Consider the following 26,176-nt stretch of genomic DNA (forward strand, 5'->3'; position numbering starts at 1 on the left):
ACTGAGTTCGAGAATTCCCTTCACCAAGACTCCATGAATCTCGAACTCACCGGCAAGCACGTGCTTGTCACCGGCGGCAGCCGCGGCATCGGCCTCGCCTGCGCCCGGGCCTTCCTGCGCGAAGGCGCGCGCGTCAGCCTGGCCGGACGCACGCAGGCCCATCTCGACGCCGCCGCGGCGCAGCTGCGCGCCGAAGGCCATGCAGTCGGTGGCTACAGCGCGGACCTGTGCGACGCCGGTGCGGCGCTGGCAATGACCGACGCGGCACAGGCGGCGCTGGGGCCGATCGACATCCTGGTCAATTCGGCCGGCGCCGCGCGGCGCACGCCCTTCGGCGAACTCCGGCCGCAGACATGGCAGGACGCCATGCAAGCCAAGTTCTTCACCTACATCAACGTCATCGATCCGGTGATCAAGGGCATGGGCCAGCGAGGCGCGGGCGCGATCGTGAACATCGTCGGCATGGGCGGCAAGGTCGCGGCCCCGACGCATCTCGCGGGTGGCGCTGCCAATGCCGCGCTGATGCTCGCCACGGCGGGACTCGCTGCCGCCTACGGCCCGCACGGCGTGCGCGTCAACGCCGTCAACCCTGCGCTGACGCTGACCGATCGCATGGCCGAGGGCCTCGCCGCCGAAGCCCGGCTGCAGCAGCGCAGCGCGGAGGACGTGCTGCGCGATGCCCAGGCCCGCATGCCGCTCGGACGGATCGCCAAGCCGGAAGACATCGCCGATGCGGTCGTCTTCCTCAGCTCGGCACGTGCCGGCTACATCTCCGGCGCGATCATCTCGATGGACGGCGCGGCCGTGCCGCTGGTGGTGTGAGCGCCGCGCGGCGCTTCGGCACACGTCACTGCGTTTCCCAGGCCTCGCAGCGCACGGCCCCGACGTCGCCGGCGCGCAGGGCGCGCCAGAGCGCGAGCGCGTGCGAGAACGAGATGCGGCCCAGGCGCGCCGGCGGTGCGAGTTCCCTCGCGTAGTGCGCGTCGGCCCATTGGTCGAAGGTCACCGTGCCCCCGGGATACACCTCGAGCACCAGCGTGACGCCGGGCCGCTGCTCGTAGCGCAACCATGTGCTGGGAAGCGCGGCCGGCTCGGCCGCATCGTCGGACGGCGCGGGCACCTGGAACACTTCGTCCAATGCGCGGCGGAGATCTTCGTCGATCGGATTGCGGATGGCCCGCCCCGCAGCCGTGGTGAGAACGAAAAGAGATCCGGACATGCACCGGTTTTACGGCGACGCAGCCCGCAAGCAAAGGCAGTTGTTTGCGGGATCGACAACCAATGTGCATGAGAGCCGAATCCGCTGCGGCGATGCGTGAAATATGCCGCCGTTTGCCCAGGCCGGACGGGTTTTCCGATTACCATCAAATCCAGCGTGTGAGCATTCGATCGACGATGCAAAGCCCATACGACACCTCGTATGACGGGTCGCCAATGCAACCCTACATTACCGCCACCCAACAAGGCGTCGGCGTACGAGGCGCACGATGACCGAAACCGAGGGGGATAGAGTGCATGCCGAAGCTGATTGTGATGACGGACATGGCCACCACCAGACAGGTGGCCCTGCGTGAACCGGAGACGACAGTCGGCCGCGCCTCGACCAACGACATCGTCATCGACCATGAGCAGGTCAGCCGCTTTCATGCCGTCCTGATCACGGAGGGCACGCGGGTCACCATCAAGGATCTGAACAGCCGCAACGGCGTGCAGGTCAACGGCGTCAAGGTGGCGTCGCAGGCGCTTTCCCATGGCGACACGCTGTCGATCGGAAGCTCCCAGATGCGTTTCCTCGGCGGCGACCAGGAAATCACGGCCGTCGAGGCGCTGCGACTCATGACGACCCCGGGACTGCTGGTCGACCTCGACCGGCGCGCCGAAGCGCCCGACACCGTGCCCCTCGCACGCTGAAGGCAAGCCGCCGGGGCTCCGGCGCATCGCCAGGCCTCAGGCGCCAATGTTCAGCCTGCCGTCAGTGACACCTGCACACAATTGCGGCTCCCCTTGGCGCGAGTCCTCATGCAGCTACCGATCATTTCCACCAAGGCCGCGTTCGCCCAGTTTTCGGAAACGCTCCAGGCCGAGGGCGTGCGCGAAGCATTGGCCTACCTGTTGAGGCTGACCGACTATCGCTTCATCGGTGTCTTCCGCTTCGAAAACGGCGTGATCGACGCGGTGGTGCACTACGACCGCGAAAACCCGACCGCAACCAAGGCCCGAAGAACAGCGGACGCCGAAACCTATTGCAGCCATGTGCGCGACAGCAAGCAGACCTTCGCCACCGCCGATGCGCTGACGGATTCACGCCTGCAGCATCGTCCCGAGCGTGAATCCCTGGTCGCCTATTGCGGTGTGCCGGTGATGGACGCGAATGGCGCCATGCTCGGCACCCTGTGCCACTACGACTTCGTGCCGCGCGATCCGGGCCAGATCGACATCGCATTGATGCAGGACGTGGCCGGCGTGCTGGCCGCGGGTGAAACCCTGCGGACACACGGCCGCGGCGCCGATCCGGTGCGAGTGCCCCGCCGGCAAGAGGAAAGCTCGCCCTGATCGACGCCTGCGCTGTATAGGCATAGGGCGTATCCGTTTTTAAAGGCCGGTGGTCTTTTTGATCATATCGGCAACGACGGAAACGCCTATCTTCGTGGCCACATCGGCAACCCAACTCCCGGATTTTCGCAAATAATCAACTGCGCTTTTCCAATTTCCTTCTTTTGCCGCATCCTGCGCCAGTGCCACCTGTCCGACGGCAACCTCGTGCTCCGGGGTGCACGCCATTTTACTCAAAGTGGCGCGGAGCATCTCCAGTTCGTTGAGAAGAGTTTTTGTTTCTGCTCCAGAGTTTCCTATTTGAAATCCTGATGCAACGGCGTTTTCTCCGATCATGCCAATGGACTGAGCCGTGGTGTTGTAAACATTGTTCGGCATAGGTTTTCCTGATTTAAAATCGAGGCGCATGTCCGTCTATGATGTCTCTGATCAATATCAATTGGCCAAGGTATCTGTATTCATTTGCCGCATTTGAAATGAGATCGGATTCCTTCAAATTTTCGGCCACATTATCCAGCTCACCGCGCTTGGCCGCACGCTGCGCCTTTTTTATCCGTTCGATAGCAATCAATGCCTCCGATGAGTTCTTGAAAAGGTATCCAACTCTGAACTTAAGGTCATTGAGTTCTGCTTCGAGCGCAGCCCCATATGCCTGCCTCTCGTCGCTTACGGGAACCCATCCAAGAGAAAAATCATTGGCAACGGCATTTTCGCCGACCACTCCTACGGCATTGGCATGGGTTTCATAGTGATTTCCATAATAAATGACTGTGGGAGTTTCTTTTTTCGACCCTTTGTAGTGCTCCCCATATCGATACCCCGCCGGACCGGAAAATTTCTGGTTTGTCCCATGGCCGAAACAGGACGCGCCCATGAGCGTATCAATATTTCGTTCTATCTCGGCAGGAGCCAGCCATTCACTTCGCCGCGGCTGTGCGAATAATTTCTTCACAGTCGTGACGTCGTCCCCCAGTTCAGCACTCCCTCCAATTCGAGCATCAAAGAACTTCGACACCGCGACTTCATCTACGGTGGTACTCGCTGTCATGAGAACGAGCTTTGTCGGAAGTCTTAGGCGGTGAACATATTCTGCAAAACGAATACCGCAATAGTTTTGCAAGGTAAAACGCGCAGCGATCAGATCGTAAGGCTTCTTTAAGATTGAGAATACCTCGGCCAGGGTTTCGATTTCTTCGACACGGTCGACCTCGAATCCTTCGCGCTCAAATAAAAACGCCCACAACCTGGCATCCTTGTTGACAACGACCATTTTCGGCACAGCTGCCTCCTTCGCGCCAAAGGTAATCGCGCCGAGCAAGTTTGCCATTTTTTAGCGCGATCGAACATCCCAATAATTCGACGCGCGCCCGTGGTCCGAGCCGCGGAGAAAGCCAACTTTCCATCGCCGAAGAGAGGCACCGGGCGCATGGGGCGAGGCGGCACGGGTGACCGGTCCCGGCCATTCTGAGCGGTCGCCCCAAGCGCAGCGGCTCTTCGGGTTCGTCGCTAACATATGGATGTTTATCCAGTAGCTTGCTCGGCGGGAGCCAAGCGGATACCCCATCCATTCATGCAGCCCATGGCCGCTGTTCCTGCGCCCTCCGACCCCGAATCGACCAGGACCGCCTGCACCCACACGGTCTCGGTCAAGGCGCTCTGCGCCTTCTGCGCGAAGGCCGGCGATCTCGACCTGCGCTTCGTGCCCTCGCCGAGCGCACAGGAAGGCGCTGCCGGCCATCGGCTGGTGCAGGGCCGCCGGGGCGCGGGATACGAGAGCGAACTCGCGCTCTCCTCTTCCTTCCGCGGCCTGCGCGTCAGAGGCCGTGCGGACGGCCACGACCCGCGCCGCAACCGGCTGGAAGAAATCAAGACCTTCCGCGGCGACTTCGACGCCATCAAGCTCAACCATCGCGCACTGCATTGGGCACAGGCCAGGACCTATGCGTGGATGCTGTGCGAGCGGCATTCGCTCGAGCACATCGATATCGCCCTCGTCTACCTCGACCTGGCAGCCGACAAGGAAATCGTCCTCGAAGAGACATGCACCCGCGAAGCGCTGCGCACGCACTTCGAGACGCTGTGCGGCCGCTTCCTGACCTGGGCCGCGCAGGAGGCCGCACACCGCGCCGAACTCGACACGGCCCTGCAGGCCCTCGCATTTCCGCACGAAGGCTTCCGCCCGGGACAGCGCGAGCTGGCGCAGGCCGTCTATCGCGCGGCGGCCTCGCAGCGCTGTCTGTTGACGCAGGCGCCGACCGGCATCGGCAAGACCGTCGCCACGCTGTTCCCGCTGCTCAAGGCGCGGCAGGCGCAGAAGATCGACCGGATCTTCTTCCTCACCGCCAAGACCTCCGGTCGGGCCGTGGCGCTGCGCGCGCTTCGGCTCCTCGACCGCGAAGGAACCGCGCTGCGCGTGCTCGAACTGGCTGCGCGCGAGAAGGTCTGCGAATACCCCGGGCACGCCTGCCACGGCGATGCCTGCCCGCTGGCGCGCGGCTTCTACGACCGCCTGGCGCCTGCGCGCAGCGAAGCCGTGCGCGCAGGCTGGCTCGATCGCGCGGCACTGCGCCGCATCGCCCTCGCCCACCGCATCTGCCCCTACTTCCTCGCGCAGGAAATGGTGCGCTGGAGCGACGTGGTCGTCGGCGACTACAACTACTACTTCGACGCCAGCGCCATGCTGCATGCGCTCGCGAAGGACGAGGAATGGCGCGTCGCGCTGCTGGTCGACGAGGCCCACAACCTGCTCGAACGCGCCCGCGCGATGTACAGCGCCGAGCTCGATGCCGGCGTCCTCGATGCGGTGCGCCGGGCGGCACCGCGCGCCATCGGCCCGTCGCTGCGCCGCCTCGGCAACGAGTGGCAGCGCCTGCAGGACGAACAGGGCGCCGACTACGAAGCCCGCGACGCCATCCCGTCGAAGTTTCTGCGCGCGCTGCAGGAAGCGGTCTCCGCGATCGCCGATCACTTCGCCGTCGAGCCCGCGGATTCCAAGGGCCTGCTGCAACGCTTCTTCTTCGACGCGCTGCACTTCACCCGGTTGTCGGAATCCTTCGGCGCGCACTCCGTCTTCGAGTCGACCCGTGCCGAGGGCGGGCGCACGCTCTGCATCCGCAACCTGGTGCCTGCGCCCTTTCTGCAGCCGCGCTTCGCGGGCGCGGTGGCCAGCGTGTGCTTCTCCGGCACGCTCGCGCCCTTTTCCTTCTATCGCGACACGCTCGGCCTGCCCGAGGACACGGCGACGCTGGACATCGGATCGCCGTTCCGCAGCGAGCAGCTGACGGTGCGCGTGGCCATGGATGTCTCGACGCGGTGGCGCGACCGCACGCGTTCGCTCGGCGCGCTGACCGACATCGTCGCAGCGCAGTTCGCCGAACGGCCGGGCAACTACCTCGCCTTCTTCGGCAGCTTCGAGTACCTGGCCGCGGCCTCGCAGGCCTTCGCGCTGCGCCATCCGCGGATTCCGATCTGGGTCCAGTCGCGCGGCATGAGCGAGGCCGAGCGCGAGGCCTTCCTCGCGCGCTTCGCGCCGGGCGGCGCGGGCGTCGGCTTCGCGGTGCTCGGCGGCGCCTTCGGCGAAGGGATCGACCTGCCGGGCGATCGGCTGGTCGGCGCCTTCGTCGCCAGCCTGGGCCTGCCGCAGCACAATGCGCCGAACGAGGTCATGCGCGAGCGCATGCAGTCGCTGTTCGGCGATGGCTACGAATACGCCTACGTCTATCCGGGGCTGCAGAAGGTGGTGCAGGCCGCCGGCCGCGTGATCCGCACCGAGCAGGATGCGGGCGTGCTGTACCTGCTCGACGACCGCTTCGCGCAGCCGTCCATCCGCGAGCTGCTGCCGAACTGGTGGCGGATGCAGCCGATGTTCTGGCGCGGCGGCGCGCGAGCGGCAAGGCATGCGGCATCGTCCGACTTCGTGTCGGCACGGCCGCCCGCGCCGCCCGGCTGAACGGGCGGCAAACCTCATCCGCATCACCTGATCGAAAAGGAGCATGTGATGCCTGATCAACCCAAGACCCCGGCCGGCGAGACCGCAGGCCCGCTCGGCGAGGCAGAGGCCCGGCTCGGCGACCGCGGCGATGCCTCCGGCCGCAACATCCGGCAGAACCGGGCCGTCGGCCAGCACGATCCGATGGAAGGCAGCCGCCAGGGCCGCGACGCCATCGGCAAGACCGACTATCCCGGCACCCCCGACATCGGCACCGACGCCGCCCAGACCGAGGAAGCCGAGCGCATGCGGCGCGGCAAGCGCTGAGCCGGCCGTGCGCTGGAACGCCCGGCCATGGACGGCAACCCGAACCCCGCCGCAGGCAGCGTGGTCGCGCTGACGGCAGACCATCGCGCCTTCGACAGCGAACACGAGCACCGCACGCGCGCCGAAGCCGCGCGCCGGCTGGCCGGCCTCAAGCGCCATGCCTATTGCGGCGAATACGACCGCACGCGGGCCTATGCGCCGCCCATGTACTTCGTGCCCAGCGACACGCTCGCGGGTAGCGACACCGCGGGCGCGCTCGGCATCCGCGACCTGCACGACCTGTTCGGCGGCGTGGTGCCGCATCCCTTCGTCGCGACCAAGGTCATCACCCATTCCCTGGTCGATGCCGATGCCGCGCGGCCACCGGGCTGGGCATCGGGCTTCGGCGAGCGCGTCAGCGGCACGGTGTTGAAGGGCTTCTCGGCCTTCGCGCGCGACGACGCGCGCCGCGCCGGCCTGCAACTGCTCGTGCACGGGCCCGTGCGCATCAAGCCGGCGCGCGCCACGGGCGGCCGCGGCCAGACCGTGGTCGAGAATGCCGACGCGCTGACGCGCTGCCTGGATGCGATGGAGACGGACGAGGTGCGCGCCCATGGGCTGGTGCTCGAGGAGAACCTCGCTGCGCCGCTCACCTTCAGCGTCGGCCAGGTGATCGTCGACCGCACCGTCGCGAGCTACCACGGCAGGCAGCGAGAGACCCGCGACAACCGCGGCGCCACGGCCTATGGCGGCTCCGACCTGCACTTCGTGCGCGGCGGTTTCGATGCGCTGCTGGCGCAGCCGCTCACGCCCGCGGTGCGGCTCGCGGTCCGGCAGGCCCAGCGCTACCACGACGCCGTGGCCGACTGCTTCGCGGGCTTCTTCGCGTCGCGCATCAACTACGACATCGCGCAGGGGCGCGCGGCCGACGGCGAAGCGCGCTCCGGCGTGCTCGGGCAATCGTGGCACATCGGCGGCGCGACCGGCGCGGAGATCGCCGCGCTCGAGACCTTCCGCGACCGGCCGGAGTGCAGCACCGTGCGCGCCTCGTCGTTCGAGGCCTACGGGACCGGCGCGCCGCCGCCCGGCGCGACCTGCTACTTCCACGGCGTCGACGCGCAGGCCGGCCCGCTGGCCAAATACGCGGTGGTCGCAGCCGATGCCGACACGCACTGAGCCGATCGACATCGCGGTCGACGACCAGCACATCGCCGGCACGCTGGTGGCGCCGTCCGCGGTCATTCCCGGCGTGCTGCTGGTGCACGGCTGGGACGGCAGCCAGGCGCAGTACCTCGCGCGCGCCCACGAGATCGCGGCGCTGGGCTGCATCTGCCTGACCATCGACCTGCGCGGCCACGCACGGCACAAGGCGCAGCGCAGCGCCGTCACGCGCGAGGACAACCTGCACGACGTGCTCGCGGCCTACGACCGGCTGGTGCGCCATCCGGCGGTCGACCCGGCTTCCATCGCGATCGTCGGCAGCAGCTACGGCGGCTACCTCGCCGCGCTGGCCAGCGCGCAGCGGCCGGTGCGCTGGCTCGCGCTGCGCGCGCCAGCGCTCTATCGCGACGAGAACTGGGACACGCCCAAGGGCCTGCTGAGCCGCGAGGACCTCGCGGCCTATCGGCAGCTGGCCATCCCGGCTCAGGACAACCGCGCGCTGGCCGCCTGCGAGGCCTTCCAGGGCGACGTGCTGATCGCCGAGTCCGCGGACGACAGGACGGTGCCGCACCCGGTCATCAAGAATTACGTCAATGCCTTTCGCCACGTGCGCTCGGCCACCTACCGCGTGCTCTCGGGCGCGGACCACGCGCTGTCGACCGACGAGATGCGGCAGGCCTACGGCATGCTGCTGGTCAACTGGATGACCGAAATGGTGCTCGGCGCCAAGGCAGCTTCCGGAAGGGTGCGGCCGGTGCCGAAAAGCCCTGCCTGAGCCGTCGGAGGCGCTTGAGCCGCCGTCCGACAGGGCAGGCATGCTTTGAGGCGTACGCTTCGGTGATCGCGGCCCTGCAAAGGGGTTGCTTATCATCACCCCGGAGCCCGCACTGCCGTGACCCCTCCCTCCCGTTTCGGCGACACCGACGCCTACCTCTTTCGCGAGGGCACGCATGCGCGCCTCTATCAACAGCTGGGCGCTCATCCGCAAGCCGGCGCCGGTGGCGTCCACTTCGCGGTGTGGGCCCCCAACGCCGCCTCGGTCTCGGTGATCGGCGACTGGAACGGCTGGAACGCCGATGCCGATCCGCTCGCGGGACGGCGCGACGCCACCGGCGTGTGGGAAGGCCGCAGCGCCGGCGCGAAACGCGGCGATGCCTACAAGTACCGCATCGTCGCGCGCGACGGCCGCGTGCTCGAGAAGGCCGATCCGCTCGCGCTCTTCGCCGAGGCGCCGCCGGCCACCGCCTCGCGCATCTGGTCGCTCGAATACGACTGGGGCGATGCCGACTGGATGGCGCAGCGCGGGCCGCGCAATGCGCTCGATGCGCCGGTCGCGATCTACGAAGTGCACCTGGGCTCGTGGCGCCGCAAGGACGGTCAGCCGATGAACTACCGCGAAGCCGCGCATGCGCTGGCCGACTACGTGGTGCACATGGGCTTCACCCACGTCGAGCTGATGCCGATCACCGAGCACCCGTTCTACGGCTCCTGGGGCTACCAGACCACCGGCTACTTCGCGCCGACGGCGCGCTACGGCACGCCGCAGGACCTGATGTACTTCATCGACCACCTGCACCAGTGCGGCATCGGCGTGCTGCTGGACTGGGTGCCTTCGCACTTCCCGTGCGACCTGCACGGGCTGGCCGAGTTCGACGGCACGCACCTCTACGAGCATGCCGATCCGCGCCAGGGCTTCCATCCGGAATGGAACTCGGCCATCTTCAACTACGGCCGCGACGAAGTGCGCAGCTTCCTGATTTCGTCGGGCCTGTTCTGGCTCGGCCAGTACCACATCGACGGCCTGCGCGTCGACGCGGTGGCCTCGATGCTCTACCTCGACTACGCGCGCAACGAGGGCGAATGGATTCCCAACAAGTGGGGCGGGCGCGAGAACCTCGAGGCGATCGATTTCCTGCAGGACCTCAACCGCGCCGTCTACCGCGAGCAGCCCGATGCCTTCACCGTGGCCGAGGAATCGACCGCCTGGCCCAAGGTCTCGCGCCCGACCGAGATGGGCGGCCTGGGCTTCGGCATGAAATGGAACATGGGCTGGATGCACGATGCGCTGGCCTACATGAAGGAAGACCCGATCAACCGGCGCTACCACCACCATCGCCTGACCTTCTCGCTGGTCTATGCCTTCAGCGAGAACTTCGTGCTGCCGCTGTCGCACGACGAAGTGGTGTACGGCAAGGGCTCGCTGGTCAACAAGATGCCCGGCGACGAATGGCAGCAGTTCGCCAACCTGCGCGCGCTGTTCGCCTTCATGTGGGCACATCCGGGCAAGAAGCTGCTCTTCATGGGCGGCGAGTTCGCGCAGCGCCGCGAGTGGACGCACGAGGGCGAACTCGAATGGTGGGTGGCCGGGCTGCCGGGCCACCACGGCGTGCAGCAATTGGTGCGCGAACTCAACCGCGTCTATCGCGGCGAGCCGGCGCTCTACCAGCGCGACTTCAGCCCCGACGGCTTCGAATGGATCGAGGCCGACGACCATGCGCAGAGCGTGTTCGCCTTCCTGCGCAAGGATGCCGACGGCCAGCCGCTGCTGGTGGTCTGCAACCTGACGCCGGTGCCGCGGCAGAACTACGTGCTCGGCGTGCCGCGCGGCGGCACCTGGCACGAGATCCTCAACAGCGATGCCCGTGCGTTCGGCGGCGCGGGCTGGGGCAACCTTGGCACGGTCGATGCTGCGCCGGTGCGTTCGCATGGCCGCAAGCACAGCCTCACGCTCACCCTGCCTCCGCTTTCAACCCTCTTCTTCAAGGCCAGCGCCGATGCCTAAGACCGAGAGCCCTGCACCCGCCACCACCACTTTCGCCCAGGCCACCGCAGCGAGCGCGCCCGCACCCACGCCGATCCAGGTCGCCGATGGCCGCGCGCGCGCTGTCATCGACGCGGTCCTGCCGATCGTCGACGGCGGCCGCTTCGCGATCAAACGGGTCGCCGGCGACAGCGTGCGCATCACCGCGCACTGCTTCACCGACGGCCACGATGCGTTGCGCGTGATGCTGCAGTGGTGGCGCGACGGCGATGCCGCGCGCCACGAGTTGCCGATGAAGCTCAAGTGGAACGACGAGTGGCATACGGAATTCATACCGCCCGCGCCGGGCCGCTATGCCTACACCGTGGTCGCCTGGGTCGATGCCTTCGATTCGTGGCGCAACGAGCTGTTGCGGCGCGTCGATCCCGAAGACATCCGCGTCGCCGCACGCGTCGGCGCACTCGAGATCGCCGCCGCTGCCGAGCGCGCCGCGGGCGAGGACCGGCAGGCGCTGGCCCAGTGGGCACGCGCACTCGAACAGGGCGCGGCCGATGCCGGCATGGAAGCGCTGGCCCTGAAGGCACTCGCGCTCGACGAAGTGCTGGCCGCCACCGCCGAGCGCCATCCCGATCGCCGCCTCGAAACCCGCTTCGGCGCCGAGCTGCCGCTCGTCGCCGACCGCGAACGCGCGCGCTTCAGCACCTGGTACGAACTGTTTCCGCGCTCGGCCGGTACGACGCCCGGCGTGCACGGCAGCTTTGCCGATGTCGAGGCGCGCCTGCCGACCATCGCGGCGATGGGCTTCGACGTGCTTTACTTTCCGCCGATCCATCCAGTCGGCCGTGAGCAGCGCAAGGGAAAGAACAACGCCCTCGTCACCGAGCCCGGCGATGTCGGCAGCCCGTGGGCCATCGGCGCGGCCGAGGGCGGCCACAAGGCGATCCTCGCCGAACTCGGCACGCCAGAGGACTTCCGCCATCTCGTCGAGGCCGCACGCAGGCAAGGCCTGGAGATCGCGCTCGACATCGCCTTCCAGTGCGCGCCCGATCATCCCTACGTGAAGGCGCATCCCTCGTGGTTCCGCTGGCGTCCCGACGGCAGCGTGCAGTACGCCGAGAACCCGCCCAAGAAATACCAGGACATCTACCCCTTCAACTTCGAGAGCGAGGACTGGCCCGCGCTGTGGAGCGAACTCAAGAGCGTGCTCGACCACTGGATCGCCGAAGGCGTGGCCGTGTTCCGCGTCGACAACCCGCACACCAAGGCCTTCGCGTTCTGGGAATGGGCGATCACCGAAGTCAAGCGCGCGCACCCTGACATCATCTTCCTGGCCGAGGCCTTCACGCGGCCCAAGGTGATGCACCGCCTCGCCAAGCTCGGCTTCACGCAGTCGTACACCTACTTCACCTGGCGCAACACCAAGGAAGAACTCACCGAGTACTTCACCGAGCTGTCGCAGGGGCTGGGCCACGACTACTTCAGGCCCAACGCCTGGCCCAACACGCCCGACATCCTGCACGAGGCGCTGCAGACCGGCGAGGAATCGGTCTTCAAGTCGCGCCTCGTGCTGGCCGCGACGCTGGCCGCCAGCTACGGCATGTACGGCCCGGCCTACGAACTGCTCGAACACAAGCCACGCGGTCCGGCCAGCGAGGAATACCTCGACTCCGAGAAGTACCAGCTGCGCCACTGGGACTGGGATGCCGGCGCGGGCCTGCGCCCCTTCATCGCGCGCGTGAACGCGATCCGCCATGCCAACCCGGCGCTGCAGGCCGACCACAGCCTGCGCTTCCTCCCCATCGACAACGACCGCCTGATCGCCTACATGAAGCAGTCGCCCGATGGCGCCAACGTGGTGGTCACGGTCGTCAACCTCGACCCCTACACCACGCAGTCCGGCTGGCTCGCGCTCGACGCCGAGGCCGTCGGCGTGCCGCGCGACCATCCGTTCCAGATGCACGACCTGCTGACCGACCAGCGCTTCGTCTGGCAGGGCACGCGCCATTTCATCCAGCTCGATCCCCGGCGCGTGCCGGCGCACGTGTTCGCGGTGCGCCGGCGCCTGCGCGACGAGCGCGACTTCGACTACTACGCCTGAGGCCGCCGTCACCATGAACGCTCCCCTGCCCAACCTCGCCCTCGAAACGGTCGAGATCGACACCTCGGACGATCCCACCTGGTACCGCGACGCGGTGATCTACCAGCTCAACGTCAAGGCCTTCTTCGACTCCAACAACGACGGCGTCGGCGACTTCAAGGGCGTGGCCGAGAAGCTCGACTACGTGAAGGAGCTCGGCGTCAACACGATCTGGCTGATGCCCTTCTATCCCTCGCCGCTGCGCGACGACGGCTACGACATCTCCGAGTACGAGGACATCCATCCGCAGTTCGGCTCGCTCGACGACTTCCGCGAGATGCTGAAAGAGGCGCACCGCCGCGAGCTGCGCGTGATCATCGAGCTGGTCATCAACCACACCTCGTCCGAGCATCCGTGGTTCCAGGCCGCGCGCCAGGCCGCGCCCGGCTCGCCCGAGCGCGACTTCTACGTGTGGAGCGACACCGACCAGCTCTACCAGGGCACGCGCATCATCTTCACCGATACCGAGAAGTCCAACTGGACCTGGGACCCGGTGGCCAAGGCCTTCTACTGGCACCGCTTCTTCAGCCACCAGCCGGACCTGAATTTCGACAACCCGGCCGTGCTCGAAGCCGTCTTCAAGACCATGCGCTTCTGGCTCGACATGGGCGTGGACGGCTTCCGCCTCGACGCCATTCCCTACCTGATCGAGCGCGACGGCACCAGCAACGAGAACCTGCCCGAGACGCACGTGGTGATCAAGAAGCTGCGCGCCGCCATCGACGCCGAGTACAAGAACCGCTTCCTGCTGGCCGAAGCCAACATGTGGCCCGAGGACGTGCGCGAGTATTTCGGCGACGGCGACGAGTGCCACATGGCCTACCACTTCCCGCTGATGCCGCGCATGTACATGGCGATCGCCCAGGAGGACCGCGACCCGATCGTCGAGATCCTGCAGCAGACGCCCGACATTCCCGAAGGCTGCCAGTGGGCGATCTTCCTGCGCAACCACGACGAGCTCACGCTCGAGATGGTGACCAGCCGCGAGCGCGACTACATGTACACCACCTACGCGGCCGACGTGCAGGCGCGCATCAACCTCGGCATCCGGCGGCGCCTCGCGCCGCTGATGGACAACGACAAGGACCGCATCAAGCTCATGAACGGCATGCTGCTGTCGATGCCCGGCTCGCCGATCATCTATTACGGCGACGAACTCGGCATGGGCGACAACGTGTTCGTCGGCGACCGCAACGGCGTGCGCACGCCGATGCAGTGGAGCCCCGACCGCAACGCCGGTTTCTCGCGCGCCGATCCGCAACGCCTCTACCTGCAGCCGATCATGGACCCGATGTACGGCTACGAGTCCGTCAACGTCGAGACCCAGCTGCGCGACAAGAGCTCGCTCCTGCACTGGACCCGGCGCATGCTGGCCGTGCGCAAGACCAGCCGCGCCTTCGGCCGCGGTGCGCGCACCTTCCTCAAGCCCGGCAACCGCAAGATCCTCGCCTGCATCAGCGAGCACGACGACGACGTGATCCTGTCGGTGTTCAACCTCTCGCGCGCGGCGCAGCCGGTCGAGCTCGACCTGTCGGCCTTCAAGGGCCGCGTGCCGGTGGAGATGCTGGGCCGCACCTCCTTTCCGCCGATCGGCGAGCTGCCCTATCTGCTGACGCTCGCGTCCTACGGCTTCTACTGGTTCAAGCTCACCAACGAGGTCGACATGCCCAGCTGGCACCAGGAAGCGGTGGGACTGCAGGACCGGCCGGTGCTGGTGCTCTTCGACGGCTGGACCAGCCTGTTCAAGGAGCGCGTGATGCCATGGCGCATCGGCTTCGCCGACCGGCTGCGCCTGCAGTTCGAGAGCGACACGCTGCCGCGCCACATCGAGGCGCAGCGCTGGTATGCGTCCAAGGGCTCGGCCATCGCGCGCGCCGAGGTCGCCGACTACGCCATCTGGGAAAGCGAGGGCCAGAGCTGGATGCTGCCGCTGCTCGACCTGCAGGGACCGCCGGAGCAATCCACCTACTTCATGCCGCTCGCGCTCGCGTGGGAAGACCGCGACGAGGAACGCATGAAGAGCCTCACGCCAGCCGCGATCGCCAAGATCCGCCAGCAGGCCAACGTCGGCCTGATGGGCGACGCCTTCTTCGACGAGGCCTTCGCGCGCGCCGTGGTGCGCGCCATCGTCGGCGACACCACGGTGGCCAGCGTCAAGGGCCGCATGCATTTCCGCCCGACCACCATCGGCCGCCAGCTGATCCTCGACGAACTGCCCGAGCTGCCCGTCAGCCGGCCGAGCGCGATGAGCAGCAACACCGTGGTCACGATCGGCGACGAGCTCTTCCTCAAGGGCTATCGCCGCTTGCGCCCCGGCATCAATCCCGAGCTGGAGATCGGCCGCTTCCTCACCGAGGTGGTCGACTTCCCGAACTGCGTGCCGGTCGCCGGCGCGCTCGAATACACGGCCGAGGACGGCACGGTGATGACGCTCGGCCTGCTGCAGGCCTACGTGCCCAACCAGGGCGACGGCTGGGACTACACGCTGGCCTACCTCGAACGCTTCCTGGCCGAGCTGCGCGACCTCGACGGCGGCATGTCGGCCGATCCGCACGGCGCATTCCTCGCGCTGATCCGCATCCTCGGGCAGCGCACCGCCGAGCTGCATGCCGCGCTGGCGCGGCACACCGGCGATCCGGCCTTCGATCCGGAAACCTTCACGGCCGAGGACCTGGTCGCCGTGCGCGACCATGCGCGGAGCGAGGCCGAAGGCACGCTCGCGACGCTGGAGAAAAGCATCGACGGCCTGCCCGCCGCCTCGCAGGACGATGCGCGGCGCCTGCTGGACCGCGCGGCCGACATCCGCGGCCGCATCGACGCGCTGCGCGTCGACCGCGCCGGCAGCATGAAGTCGCGCTTCCACGGCGACTACCACCTCGGCCAGGTGCTGGTGGCGCGCAACGACTTCGTGATCATCGACTTCGAAGGCGAGCCGGCGCGCTCGATGGAAGAACGGCGCGCCAAGCGCTCGCCGCTGCGCGACGTCGCGGGCATGCTGCGCTCCTTCAACTACGCACGCTGGACCGCGCTGCGCCGCGCGGCGCAGAACGCCGACGAGCTGGCCCGCTTCGATCCCGCCGTGCGCGCCTGGGAGCAAGAGACGCGCACCGCCTTCCTCGCCGGCTACACCGCCAGCCTGCCACCGGCAGCCGGCGCCATCGACCCCGACATGCTCGAGCTGTTCGAGCTCGAGAAGGCCTTCTACGAACTGCGCTACGAACTCGGCAACCGCATCGAATGGGTGCCGGTGCCGCTGCAGGGCATCCTCGCGCTGCTCGACCGGCCCGCGCCGGCCGACGCCGCGCCGCGCTGAATGAACGACGCCATCCACGAATCCGAATCCCCCGGGAGAGAGCCATGAACGAATTCACGATGTACCTGGAGCCGGTACGCGCCTTCCTGATCCAGATCGGCGCCTTCATCCCGCGCCTGCTGTTCGCCGCGGCCGTGGTGGTCGCCGGCTGGCTGATCGCCAAGGTGGTGCGCTTCGCGGTGGTGCGCATGCTGCGCGCCATCAACTTCCACGTGCTCACCGAGCGCGCCGGCATCGACAACTTCCTGCGCCAGGGCGGCATGCGCAGCGACACCACCGGCCTGTTCGGCGTGCTGGCCTACTGGTTCGTGATCCTGGCGGCGCTGCTGGTCGCCTTCAACGGGCTCGGCCTCACCTACGTCACCGACCTGCTCGGGCGCGTCGTGTGGTTCGTGCCCAATCTCTTCGTCGCGCTGCTGATCCTGGCCTTCGGCGCCTATTTCGCGCGCTTCGTCGGCGATGCCGTGACCACCTACGGTCGCAATGCCAACATGCAGGACGGCTTCGTGCTGGGCAAGCTCGCGCAGTACGCGATCCTGGTGTTCGTGGTGCTGATCGCGCTCGACCAGGTCAAGGTCGGCGGCGACATCGTGCGCCTGAGCTTCCTGGTGATCCTGGCCGGCGTGGTGTTCGCGCTGGCGCTGGCCTTCGGGCTCGCGGGCAAGGACTGGGCAGCCGAGCGCATCGACCACTGGTGGCCGCGCAACCGGCCCGAGCCCGGGCTGCGCGCCGAGGCGACGCCGCCCGACACGGCCAATCCTGCCGACCTGCCCGTGGTCACACCCATCGTCCCGACCGCCGCCGTGCCCGGCGCACGGCGGCGCTCGATGTGGCCGACACGCGCCGGCGACCGCAGCGCCGACAACGAGCCGACCAGCCAGCGCCGATGAGAAACCACGCCGCACTGACCGCCGTCTGGCCGGGCCGTCCCTATCCGCTGGGCGCCACCTGGGACGGCCAGGGCGTGAACTTCGCGCTGTTCTCCAAGCACGCCGACAAGGTCGAGCTCTGCCTGTTCGACGACAAGGGCCGCCACGAGCGCCAGCGCATCACGCTGCGCGAGCGCACCAACGACGTCTGGCATTGCTACCTGCCCCAGGCGCGACCCGGCATGGCCTACGGCTACCGCGTGCACGGCCGCTACAAGCCGGAGGAAGGCCATCGCTTCAATCCGAACAAGCTGCTGGTCGACCCCTACGCCAAGGACCTGATCGGCGCGCTGCGCTGGAGCGATGCGGTCTATGGCTACACGGTCGGCAGCAAGCGGGAGGACCTTTCGTTCGACCGCCGCGACAGCGCGGCCTTCATGCCCAAGGGCCGCGTGCTCGAAACCGCCTTCACCTGGGGTGACGACCGCCGCCCCGAGGTGCCGTGGCAGGACATGGTGATCTACGAGATGCACGTGCGCGGCTTCACCAGGACGCATCCCGACATTCCCGAGGATCTGCGCGGCACCTATGCGGCGCTCGCCTGCGCGCCGGTGGTCGAGTACCTCCAGCGCCTCGGCGTGACCACCGTCGAGCTGCTGCCCGTGCATGCCTTCCTCAACGATCGCCACCTGGCCGAGCAGGGCCTGCAGAACTACTGGGGCTACAACTCGCTGGCCTACTTCGCGCCCGAGATGCGCTATGCCGCCTCGGGCAAGGTCAAGGAATTCAAGACGATGGTCAAGACCCTGCACTCGGCAGGCATCGAAGTGATCCTCGACGTGGTCTACAACCACACCTGCGAAGGCAACCAGCTCGGCCCGACGCTGTCGATGCGCGGCGTCGACAACGCGTCCTACTACATCGTCAATGCCGACAACCGGCGCTACTACGACGACTTCACCGGCTGCGGCAACACCGTCAACCTCGAGCATCCGCGCGCGCTGCAACTGGTGATGGACTCGCTGCGCTACTGGGCCGACGAGATGCACGTCGACGGCTTCCGCTTCGACCTCGCCTCGGCGCTGGCGCGCGAGGCCGGCAAGGTCGAGAACCTCGGCGGCTTCTTCGATGCGATCCGGCAGGACCCGACGCTCAACCGCGTCAAGCTGATCGCCGAACCCTGGGACCTGGGCCACGGCGGCTACCAGGTCGGCAACTTCCCGCCCGGCTGGGCCGAATGGAACGACCGCTACCGCGACGGCATGCGCAGCTGGTGGAAGGGCGATGCCGGCATGGTCGGCGATGTCGCCGACCGCTTCGCGGGCTCGCAGGACCTCTACGGCTGGTCGGGCAAGGGGCCGCACGCCAGCATCAACTTCATCACCGCGCACGACGGCTTCACGCTGCACGACCTGGTTTCCTACAACGACAAGCACAACGAGGCCAACGGCGAGGAGAACCGCGACGGCAACAGCAACAACCTGTCGTGGAACTGCGGCGCCGAGGGACCGAGCGACCGGCCCGAAGTCAACGCGCTGCGCGAACAGCAGAAGCGCAACTACCTCGCCACGCTGCTGCTGTCGCAGGGCGTGCCGATGCTGCTGGCGGGCGACGAGAGCGGCCACACGCAGAAGGGCAACAACAACGTCTACTGCCAGGACAACGAACTCGGCTGGCTCGACTGGACCTCGTCGCCCGAGCGCGAATCGCTGCGCGCCTTCGTGGCCCGGCTGATCCGCATCCGGCGGCGCCATCCCTCGTTCCGCCGGCGCAGCTTCTTTCGCGGCCAGCCGATCGGCGAAGGCCTGCCGAAGGACGTGGTCTGGCTCAAGCCCGGCGGCGAGGAGATGACGCCGGCCGACTGGCAGGACGAGCACGTGCGCTGCCTCGGTGCGCTGATTTCCGGCCGCGGCATCACCGACATCGGCGCGCGCGGCGAGGCGCAGCGCGACGACGATTTCCTGCTGCTGCTCAACGCCTACCACGAGCCCCTGCCCTTCACGGTGCCGGCCTCCCAAGGCCATCGCTGGTGCCGGCTGCTCGACACCGCGCAGGAGGACATGCACGAGGCGCCGCTCGAAGACCCGGTCTATGCGCTGCGGGGCCGTTCGCTGGTGTTGTTGAGCCGCACGATCGCGAAGCCATGAAGCACGCGCACCGGATGCCCTTCGGCGCCGAGCTCCTCGACGGCGGCGGCGTCCGCTTCCGGCTGTGGGCACCCGCGGCGGCGCAGGTCGCGCTCGAATGGGCGCGCAAAGGCGCATGGCGCACGGCGCCGATGGCGCGCGACGACGCAGGCTGGCACGAAGCCACGCTGGCCGAAGCCGCTGCCGGCGACCGCTACCGTTACTTGCTGCCCGATGGCTTGCACGTGCCCGACCCGGCCTCGCGCCGCAATCCCGAGGACGTGCACGGGCCGAGCGAAGTGATCGATCCGAACGCGCATGCGTGGACCGACACGCACTGGACCGGCCGCCCCTGGCGCGAGGCCGTGGTCTCCGAGATCCACGTCGGCACCTTCACGTCCGAAGGCAGCTTCGCGGCCGCGACGGCGCGTTTGCCCGAGCTCGCCGACGCCGGCATCACCGCCGTCGAGCTGATGCCGCTGGCCGACTTTCCGGGGCGGCGCAACTGGGGCTATGACGGCGTGCTGCCCTTCGCACCCGACGCCACCTACGGCACGCCCGAAGAACTCAAGGCCTTCGTCGAGGCCGCGCACGACCTCGGCCTGATGGTGCTGATCGACGTCGTCTACAACCACTTCGGGCCGGAGGGCAACTACCTGCATGCCTACTGCCCCCAGTTCTTCAACGCCGCGCACCAGACGCCGTGGGGCGCCGCGATCAACTTCGACGGTCCAGAGGCGCGCACGGTGCGCGATTTCTTCGTGCACAACGCGCTCTACTGGGTCGAGGAATATCGCTTCGACGGCCTGCGCATGGATGCCGTCCACGCGATCCGCGACGACTCGATGCCGCCGATCGTCGAGGAGATCTGCGCGGCCCTGCGCAACGGCCCGGGACGCGAGCGCCACATCCATGTGGTGCTGGAGAACGACCTCAACCAGGCGAGCCGCCTGCGGCGCGATGCAGAGGGCCGGCCGATCGCGGGCAGCGCGCAATGGAACGACGATCTGCACCACGCCGCCCACGTGCTGCTGACCGGCGAGCACGACGGCTACTACGCGGACTATGCAAAGGACCCGGCCGCGCAGTTCGCGCTGGCCTTGGCCGAGGGCTTCGTCTTCACCGGACAAGCCTCCGGGTTTCGCGGCGGCGAGACGCGCGGCGAGCCTTCCAAAGGCCTGCCGCCGCAAGCCTTCGTCTCCTTCCTGCAGACGCACGACCAGGTCGGCAACCGCGCTTTCGGCGAGCGCATCGATGCGCTCGCCGACGCGGCGCGCGTGCAGGCCGCGCGCGCCTGCGTGCTGCTGTCGCCGCACACGCCGATGCTGTTCATGGGCGAGGAGTTCGCGGCTTCGTCGCCCTTCCTGTATTTCTGCGACCTCGGTCCCGAGCTGGCGGCAGCCGTGGCGGCCGGACGCCGCGCCGAATTCGGCCGCTTCGCCGCTTTTGCCGACGAAGCTGCGCGCGCACGCATTCCCGATCCCAACAGCGACGAGGCCTTTCTTGCATCCAAGCTGCGCTGGGACGAACACGATGCGCCCGCGCACGCGCTGGCGCTGCGCCACACGCGCGAGCTGCTCGCCGTGCGCCGTGCCGAACTCGTGCCGCGTCTGGGCCACCGCTGCCGCGCCGATCGCCGGACCTGCGACGCCGACCTGCTGTATGTCGTCTGGCGACTCGATGCGCACAACGATGCGAAGACCCCGGCACGCTGGCACCTGATCGCGAACTTCGACCGCATCGAACGCCGCATCGCCGGACTGCCGGGTCGCATCGTCTATGCGCTGCACGGCACGGCGGGCGACGGCTTCACGCTCGCACCCGGCGGTGTCTGCGCGCTGCTGGAGGAAGCCTTCGATGCATGACGCGAGCCCGGGCCTGAGCGACGCCCTGCGGCGGCTCTGCGGCCGCCATGGCATCGCCACCGACTACCACGATGTCTGGGGCAAGCTGCATGCGGTCGCGCCGGCCTCGCTGGTGGCGCTGCTGCGCGAAGCCGGCGTGGCGCTGCCCGAGGAAGACGCGGCCGATCCGCGCCGCGTGCACGAGGATGCCGACGCCGAGGCCGAGCGCGCCATATGGCGCCGCGCCCTGCCCGCGGTGCTTGCGTTCGAGGCCGGCAGTGCCTCCTTCGCGGTGTCGGTGCGGCTGCCGGCCGATGTCGCGCGGCTCGAATGGCATCTGGTCGAAGAAGGCAGCGCAGTCCACGAAGGCAGCGCGCGGACCGCATCGCTGCACGTCGATGAACGCGCCGACGTAGACGGCGTGCCGCATGCGATGTACCGCCTGGGGATCGCGCTCGCGCTGCCCGCCGGCTACCACCGCCTGCGCCTTGCCGGCCAGCCTGGCGAGACGCTGCTCGTGTGCGCGCCCGCGCGCTGCCACCAGCCGCCGGCGCTGGACAACGGCGGCCGCCTCTGGGGCATGACCGTGCAGCTCTACGGCCTGCGCTCGCGGCGCAACTGGGGCATGGGCGACTTCACCGACCTCGCGGCCTTCGCGGCGCGCGCCGCAAGCGAAGGCGCGGCCGTGATCGGGCTCAATCCGCTGCATGCGCTGTTCCCGCACGATCCGCAGCGCTGCAGTCCCTACAGCCCGTCGTCGCGCGCGCAGCTCAACGTGCTGTACCTCGATGTCGAGGCCATCCCCGATTTCCGCGACGATGCCGCGGCGCGCGAGTGCGTGCATTCGCCGGCCTTCCAGGCCCGCCTGGCCGCGCTGCGCGATGCGCCGCTGGTCGATCATGCGGGCGTGGCGGCGGCCAAGCAGGAAGTGCTCGAAATGCTGTATCGGCATTTCTGCGCGCGCCGCGCCGCGAAGGCCGACGACCCGGAGGTCCAGGCCTTCGATGCCTACCGCGCGCGCGAGGGCGAAGCCCTGCGCCGGCATGCGCTGTTCGAAGCGCTGCAGGAACATTTCCATCGCGCGAACCCCGATGCCTGGGGTTGGCCCGCATGGCCCGAGGACCATCGCGATCCGGATGGTGCAGCGGTCGCGGCCTTCGCGCATTCGCAGGCCGAGCGCGTCGGCTTCTACGCGTACCTTCAATGGCAGGCGGCACGGCAGCTTGCCTCGGTCGACCGCCAATGCCGCGACGCCGGCATGCCGCTCGGGCTGTACCTGGATCTCGCGGTCTCGGTCGATCGCGGCGGCTCCGACACCTGGCGCCATCGCGCCTGCTTCGCGCCCGGCGCGCGCGTCGGCGCGCCGCCGGACGAATTCAATCCGAACGGCCAGGACTGGGGCCTGCCGCCGCTGCGGCCCGATCGCCTGCGCGAGGACCACTACCGCATCTTCATCGAGGCCCTGCGCGCCAACATGCGCAGCGCGGGTGCGGTGCGCATCGACCATGTGATGGCGTTGATGCGGCTGTTCTGGATCCCGGCCGGTGGCACGGCGCACGATGGCGCCTACGTGCACTACCCGGTCGACGAGCTGCTCGCCATCGTCGCGCTGGAGAGCCAGCGCCAGCGCTGCATGGTGATCGGCGAAGACCTCGGCACCGTGCCCGACAGCCTGCGCACCGCGCTCGATGCGCGCGGCGTGCTGTCGTACCGGCTGCTGTATTTCGAGCAGCGCGACGGCGGCTTTCGCCCACCCTCGGACTATCCGCGCCACGCGGTGGTCGCGGTCAGCACGCACGACCTCGCGACGCTGGCGGGCTGGTGGTCGGTGCACGACCTGCGCACGCGGCTCGAACTCGGTCTCTATCCGGGCGTGCCGGTGTTCGAGCAGCAAGTGCGCGACCGCGCACGCGAACGCGTGCAGCTGCTGCTCGCGGTGCAGCAGGCGACCGGGCAGCCTTCGTCCCCGATGCTCGCGACCGATGTCGGCCGCGACACGCTCGATCCGGAAAGCGTCGAAGCCGTGCATGCCTTCCTCGCCGAGACGCGGTCCAGCCTGATGGTGGTGCAGCTCGAGGACGCGCTCGGCGAACGCGAACAGGCCAACATGCCCGGCACCACCGGCGAGCATCCCAACTGGCGCCGCAAGTACGCGCTGCCGGCGGAAGAACTCTGGAGCGCGCCGCTCATGCAGCGCCTGTGCCGCCGGCTCGCACGCAGCCGTCCGCCGGCGACGGAACTCGGCGAGCACTTCCCGCGCCGCCACGCGACGCGCGTGCCCGACGCCACCTACCGCCTGCAGTTCCACAGCGGCTTCACTTTCGACGATGCGGTGCGCATCCTTCCCTACCTCGCGCGGCTCGGCATCAGCCACGTGTACTGCTCGCCGATCCAGCGCGCGATGCCGGGCAGCATGCACGGCTACGACGTGGTGGCGCACGACGAGATCAATCCCGAGCTGGGCGGCATGCCGGCCTTCGAGCGCTTCACCGCCGCGCTCAAGCAGCAGGGCATGGGCCAGTTGCTCGACCTCGTGCCCAACCACATGGGCATCACCGGTGCCGACAACGCCTGGTGGATGGACGTGCTCGAGAACGGCACCGCCTCGCTCTATGCCCGGCACTTCGACATCGATTGGCAGCCGCTCGATCCGCGCCTCGCCGGCAAGGTGCTGCTGCCGGTGCTCGGCGAATCCTATGGCGCGATCCTGGAGCGCGGCGAGCTGCAACTGCAGTGGTATGGCGAGCGCGGCGCGTTCGCGATCCACTACCACGCGCACCGCTTCCCGCTCGCACCGCAGAGCTTCGCGCCGGTGCTCGACCGCGCGGGCCTGCACCTGGGCGAGCCCGAGGCCGCCGCGGCGCTCGCGAGCATCGCGACCGCGCTGCGCAACCTGCCGGCCGGACGCGGACTCACGCCGCAGGCAATGGCCGAGCGTGCGCGCGACAAGGAATTGCTCAAGGCGCGGCTCGCGGCACTGGCCGTGGAACGGCGGCCGGTCGCACAGGCGATCGCCTTCGCGGTCGACGAATACCGCCGGCCGGACCAGCGCGAGGCGCTGCATCAGCTCCTCGAAGCGCAGGCCTATCGGCTCGCGTGGTGGCAGGTGGCCGCCGACGAGATCAACTACCGGCGCTTCTTCGACATCAACGGCCTGGCCGCGCTGCGCATCGAGCGCGCGCAGGTGTTCGAGGCCACCCATGCGCTGGCGCTCGACATGGCCGCGCGCGGCTGGGTCGATGGCCTGCGCATCGACCATCCCGATGGGCTGCACGATCCGGCGCAGTACTTCGAACGGCTGCAGGACGGCTTCGCGCGCCGCGCGGGCACCGGCCTGCGCGTGCCCGATGCGCACGGCCGTCCGGCACGCCCGCTCTACGTGGTGGCCGAGAAGATCGCCGCCGCGCACGAAGAAGTGCCGGAATCATGGGCCGTGCATGGCACCACCGGCTACCGCTTCGCGAACGTGGCCAACGCGGTGCTGGTGGACGAGCGCTCGGCCGAACGGCTGCGGCGCATCTGGCGCGGCTTCACCGGCGTGAACGAAAGCTTCGACGAGGTGGTGTGGAAGGCGCGCCGCGACGTCGCGCGCGGCGCGCTGGCGGCCGACCTCGAGCTGCTCGCGCATGCGCTGCTGCGCATCGCCAAGGACAACCGCCACACGCGCGACCACACGCTCAACACGCTGCGCGCCGTGCTCGCGGCCGTGGTGGCGAGCATGGCGGTCTACCGCACCTACAACACCACCGATGCGCCGGACCCGCAGGACGTGCACTACGTCGAACTCGCCGTGCGCGAAGCCGGCCGGCGCCTGCAGCTGCCCGACGCGACGGTGTTCGCCTTCGTGCGCGATGCGCTGCTGGGCCGCGCGCCCGAAGACAGCGGCGACGGCGCGCGCAGGCGCGTGCTGCGCTTCGCGAGCCGCTTCCAGCAGTTCAGCGCGCCGGTCGCGGCCAAGGGCGTGGAGGACACCGCGTTCTACCGCTACTTCCCGCTGGCCGCGGCCAACGAGGTCGGCGGCGAGCCCGACCAGCTCGGCATGTCGGTCGCCGCTTTCCATGAGGCCGGCGCCGACCGGCAGCGGCGCTGGCCGCACACCATGCTGGCCACTTCGACGCACGACAACAAGCGCGCCGAGGACGTGCGGCTGCGCATCGACGTGCTGTCCGAAATGCCGGCGCGCTGGCGCCTGGGCCTCAGGCGCTGGCAGGCGATGAATGCGTCGCTGCGCGCCGCGCCGCAGGCGCCCTCGGCCGCGCACGAATACCTTTTCTACCAGACGCTGCTCGGCACGCTGGAGCCCGAGCCCGATGCCGCCGCGCATGGGGCCTACGTCGAGCGCATCGTGCTCTACATGCGCAAGGCCGCGCGCGAGGGCAAGACCGGCACCAGCTGGACGCAGCCCGATGCCGAGTACGAACAGGCGCTCGAAAGCTTCGTGCGCGCCGCGCTGGCGCTGCGCGAGCACAACCGCTTCCTGGCCGACCTGCGCACGCTGGCGGTCGCGCTCAACTGGTACGGCGCGCTCAACGGCCTGAGCCTGATGCTGATCAAATACGGCTCGCCCGGCGTGCCCGATCTCTACCAGGGCTGCGAGCTGATCGACCACAGCCTGGTGGATCCGGACAACCGCCGTCCGGTCGACTACGAGGCCCGTTCGGCGCGGCTCGCGGCCTTCGAGGCGCTGCCGTCCGGCCGCGAAGCGCGCGCGCCGGCGCTCGCGCGCATGGCCGCGGCGCCGGAGAGCGGCGAGGCCAAGCTGTGGTTCATCTGGCGGCTGCTGGGCCTGCGGCGCGAGCTGCCGCGCCTTTTCCGGCTCGGCAGCTACGAGCCGCTCGAAGTGCGTGGCGCGCGTGCGGCCCACGTGGTGGCCTTCCTGCGCCGCCACGAGGGGCGCACGCTCATCGTGCTCGCCGCACGCCTGCACGCGACCATGGACCGCGAGGACCACGGCGATGCCGAAGGCGGCGAGCCTGCGCGGCGCCTGCGGCTCGGCGCGGCGGGCTGGGGCGACACGCGGGTGCTGCTGCCGGCCTGGGCCGAAGGCCGCTGCTTCGAGGACCGCCTGAGCGGTGCGCGCCATACCGTGCGCCTCGATGGGCTGGCGCTGGCGCAGGTGTTCCAGATCTTCCCCGGCGCGGCGCTGATCGACGTGCCCGCCGACGCATAGGCGCTCTG

General features: G+C 68.5%; 17 protein-coding genes. 14 read left to right on the forward strand and 3 right to left on the reverse strand.

Annotated features, from left to right (window positions below; translation table 11 throughout):
* Window positions 1–33: 33 nt before the first annotated feature.
* Window positions 34–822: an SDR family oxidoreductase gene (locus E5P2_RS15210; RefSeq protein ID WP_162567968.1), complete on the forward strand. Its 789-nt coding sequence runs from the start codon at window positions 34–36 to the stop codon at window positions 820–822.
* 25 nt (window positions 823–847) lie between these two features.
* Here the strand turns inward: E5P2_RS15210 and E5P2_RS15215 are convergent, their stop codons facing one another.
* Window positions 848–1,219: a hypothetical protein gene (locus E5P2_RS15215; protein WP_162567969.1), complete on the reverse strand. Its 372-nt coding sequence runs from the start codon at window positions 1,217–1,219 to the stop codon at window positions 848–850.
* A 296-nt stretch (window positions 1,220–1,515) separates the two neighbouring features.
* Here E5P2_RS15215 and E5P2_RS15220 point away from each other — a divergent pair, with 296 nt between their 5' ends.
* Window positions 1,516–1,911: an FHA domain-containing protein gene (locus E5P2_RS15220; protein ID WP_162567970.1), complete on the forward strand. Its 396-nt coding sequence runs from the start codon at window positions 1,516–1,518 to the stop codon at window positions 1,909–1,911.
* 108 nt (window positions 1,912–2,019) lie between these two features.
* Complete coding sequence (locus E5P2_RS15225) at window positions 2,020–2,553, forward strand: GAF domain-containing protein (protein WP_162567971.1); 534 nt, start codon at window positions 2,020–2,022, stop codon at window positions 2,551–2,553.
* 39 nt (window positions 2,554–2,592) lie between these two features.
* Here E5P2_RS15225 and E5P2_RS15230 read toward each other — a convergent pair whose 3' ends face one another.
* The gene (locus E5P2_RS15230; RefSeq protein WP_232080713.1) at window positions 2,593–2,931 is read right to left on the reverse strand and encodes a hypothetical protein; all 339 of its coding nucleotides are present in this window, start codon (window positions 2,929–2,931) and stop codon (window positions 2,593–2,595) included.
* Between the two features lie 13 nt (window positions 2,932–2,944).
* Window positions 2,945–3,880, reverse strand: a complete 936-nt coding sequence (locus tag E5P2_RS15235; protein WP_162567973.1) for a hypothetical protein — start codon at window positions 3,878–3,880, stop codon at window positions 2,945–2,947.
* A gap of 252 nt (window positions 3,881–4,132) precedes the next feature.
* On the opposite strand from E5P2_RS15235, the gene E5P2_RS15240 reads away from it, so the two are divergent.
* The 11 genes from E5P2_RS15240 (at window position 4,133) to E5P2_RS15290 (ending at window position 26,168) form a co-directional block, all read left to right on the forward strand.
* Window positions 4,133–6,502, forward strand: coding sequence for an ATP-dependent DNA helicase (locus E5P2_RS15240; RefSeq protein WP_162567974.1), 2,370 nt, complete (start codon window positions 4,133–4,135; stop codon window positions 6,500–6,502).
* 48 nt (window positions 6,503–6,550) lie between these two features.
* Window positions 6,551–6,808, forward strand: a complete 258-nt coding sequence (locus tag E5P2_RS15245; protein WP_162567975.1) for a hypothetical protein — start codon at window positions 6,551–6,553, stop codon at window positions 6,806–6,808.
* A 27-nt stretch (window positions 6,809–6,835) separates the two neighbouring features.
* Complete coding sequence (locus E5P2_RS15250) at window positions 6,836–7,963, forward strand: DUF3182 family protein (RefSeq protein ID WP_162567976.1); 1,128 nt, start codon at window positions 6,836–6,838, stop codon at window positions 7,961–7,963.
* Window positions 7,947–8,723: an alpha/beta hydrolase family protein gene (locus E5P2_RS15255; RefSeq protein ID WP_162567977.1), complete on the forward strand. Its 777-nt coding sequence runs from the start codon at window positions 7,947–7,949 to the stop codon at window positions 8,721–8,723. The genes E5P2_RS15250 and E5P2_RS15255 overlap by 17 nt, the downstream gene beginning before the upstream one ends.
* Window positions 8,724–8,840: 117 nt before the next feature.
* Complete coding sequence (gene glgB, locus E5P2_RS15260; RefSeq protein ID WP_162567978.1) at window positions 8,841–10,730, forward strand: 1,4-alpha-glucan branching protein GlgB; 1,890 nt, start codon at window positions 8,841–8,843, stop codon at window positions 10,728–10,730.
* Entirely contained in the window at window positions 10,723–12,807 is a 2,085-nt protein-coding gene (locus E5P2_RS15265) for an alpha-1,4-glucan--maltose-1-phosphate maltosyltransferase (protein WP_162567979.1), read from the forward strand. The genes glgB and E5P2_RS15265 overlap by 8 nt, the downstream gene beginning before the upstream one ends.
* A gap of 13 nt (window positions 12,808–12,820) precedes the next feature.
* A complete protein-coding gene (treS, locus tag E5P2_RS15270) occupies window positions 12,821–16,159 on the forward strand; it encodes a maltose alpha-D-glucosyltransferase (protein WP_162567980.1) in 3,339 nt (1,112 codons plus the stop codon).
* A 44-nt stretch (window positions 16,160–16,203) separates the two neighbouring features.
* A complete protein-coding gene (locus E5P2_RS15275) occupies window positions 16,204–17,049 on the forward strand; it encodes a mechanosensitive ion channel family protein (RefSeq protein WP_162567981.1) in 846 nt (281 codons plus the stop codon).
* Window positions 17,046–19,175, forward strand: a complete 2,130-nt coding sequence (glgX, locus tag E5P2_RS15280) for a glycogen debranching protein GlgX (RefSeq protein ID WP_162567982.1) — start codon at window positions 17,046–17,048, stop codon at window positions 19,173–19,175. The genes E5P2_RS15275 and glgX overlap by 4 nt, the downstream gene beginning before the upstream one ends.
* Window positions 19,172–21,019, forward strand: coding sequence for a malto-oligosyltrehalose trehalohydrolase (gene treZ, locus E5P2_RS15285; protein WP_162567983.1), 1,848 nt, complete (start codon window positions 19,172–19,174; stop codon window positions 21,017–21,019). The genes glgX and treZ overlap by 4 nt, the downstream gene beginning before the upstream one ends.
* Window positions 21,012–26,168, forward strand: a complete 5,157-nt coding sequence (locus E5P2_RS15290) for a malto-oligosyltrehalose synthase (protein WP_162567984.1) — start codon at window positions 21,012–21,014, stop codon at window positions 26,166–26,168. Before treZ ends, E5P2_RS15290 begins: the two co-directional genes overlap by 8 nt.
* The last annotated feature ends 8 nt before the right edge of the window (window positions 26,169–26,176 follow it).

The sequence above is a fragment of the Variovorax sp. SRS16 genome (assembly GCF_901827165.1).
In the GTDB taxonomy this organism is placed as follows: Bacteria; Pseudomonadota; Gammaproteobacteria; order Burkholderiales; family Burkholderiaceae_C; genus Variovorax.

Bases quoted from the DNA above. Each gene is read 5' to 3' on its own strand.
- E5P2_RS15210 (WP_162567968.1), top strand. From the start codon at position 34: ATGAATCTCGAACTCACCGGCAAGCACGTGCTTGTCACCGGCGGCAGC.
- E5P2_RS15215 (WP_162567969.1), bottom strand. From the start codon at position 1,219: ATGTCCGGATCTCTTTTCGTTCTCACCACGGCTGCGGGGCGGGCCATC.
- E5P2_RS15220 (WP_162567970.1), top strand. From the start codon at position 1,516: ATGCCGAAGCTGATTGTGATGACGGACATGGCCACCACCAGACAGGTG.
- E5P2_RS15225 (WP_162567971.1), top strand. From the start codon at position 2,020: ATGCAGCTACCGATCATTTCCACCAAGGCCGCGTTCGCCCAGTTTTCG.
- E5P2_RS15230 (WP_232080713.1), bottom strand. From the start codon at position 2,931: ATGCCGAACAATGTTTACAACACCACGGCTCAGTCCATTGGCATGATC.
- E5P2_RS15235 (WP_162567973.1), bottom strand. From the start codon at position 3,880: ATGGCAAACTTGCTCGGCGCGATTACCTTTGGCGCGAAGGAGGCAGCT.
- E5P2_RS15240 (WP_162567974.1), top strand. From the start codon at position 4,133: ATGGCCGCTGTTCCTGCGCCCTCCGACCCCGAATCGACCAGGACCGCC.
- E5P2_RS15245 (WP_162567975.1), top strand. From the start codon at position 6,551: ATGCCTGATCAACCCAAGACCCCGGCCGGCGAGACCGCAGGCCCGCTC.
- E5P2_RS15250 (WP_162567976.1), top strand. From the start codon at position 6,836: ATGGACGGCAACCCGAACCCCGCCGCAGGCAGCGTGGTCGCGCTGACG.
- E5P2_RS15255 (WP_162567977.1), top strand. From the start codon at position 7,947: ATGCCGACACGCACTGAGCCGATCGACATCGCGGTCGACGACCAGCAC.
- E5P2_RS15265 (WP_162567979.1), top strand. From the start codon at position 10,723: ATGCCTAAGACCGAGAGCCCTGCACCCGCCACCACCACTTTCGCCCAG.
- treS (WP_162567980.1), top strand. From the start codon at position 12,821: ATGAACGCTCCCCTGCCCAACCTCGCCCTCGAAACGGTCGAGATCGAC.
- E5P2_RS15275 (WP_162567981.1), top strand. From the start codon at position 16,204: ATGAACGAATTCACGATGTACCTGGAGCCGGTACGCGCCTTCCTGATC.
- glgX (WP_162567982.1), top strand. From the start codon at position 17,046: ATGAGAAACCACGCCGCACTGACCGCCGTCTGGCCGGGCCGTCCCTAT.
- treZ (WP_162567983.1), top strand. From the start codon at position 19,172: ATGAAGCACGCGCACCGGATGCCCTTCGGCGCCGAGCTCCTCGACGGC.
- E5P2_RS15290 (WP_162567984.1), top strand. From the start codon at position 21,012: ATGCATGACGCGAGCCCGGGCCTGAGCGACGCCCTGCGGCGGCTCTGC.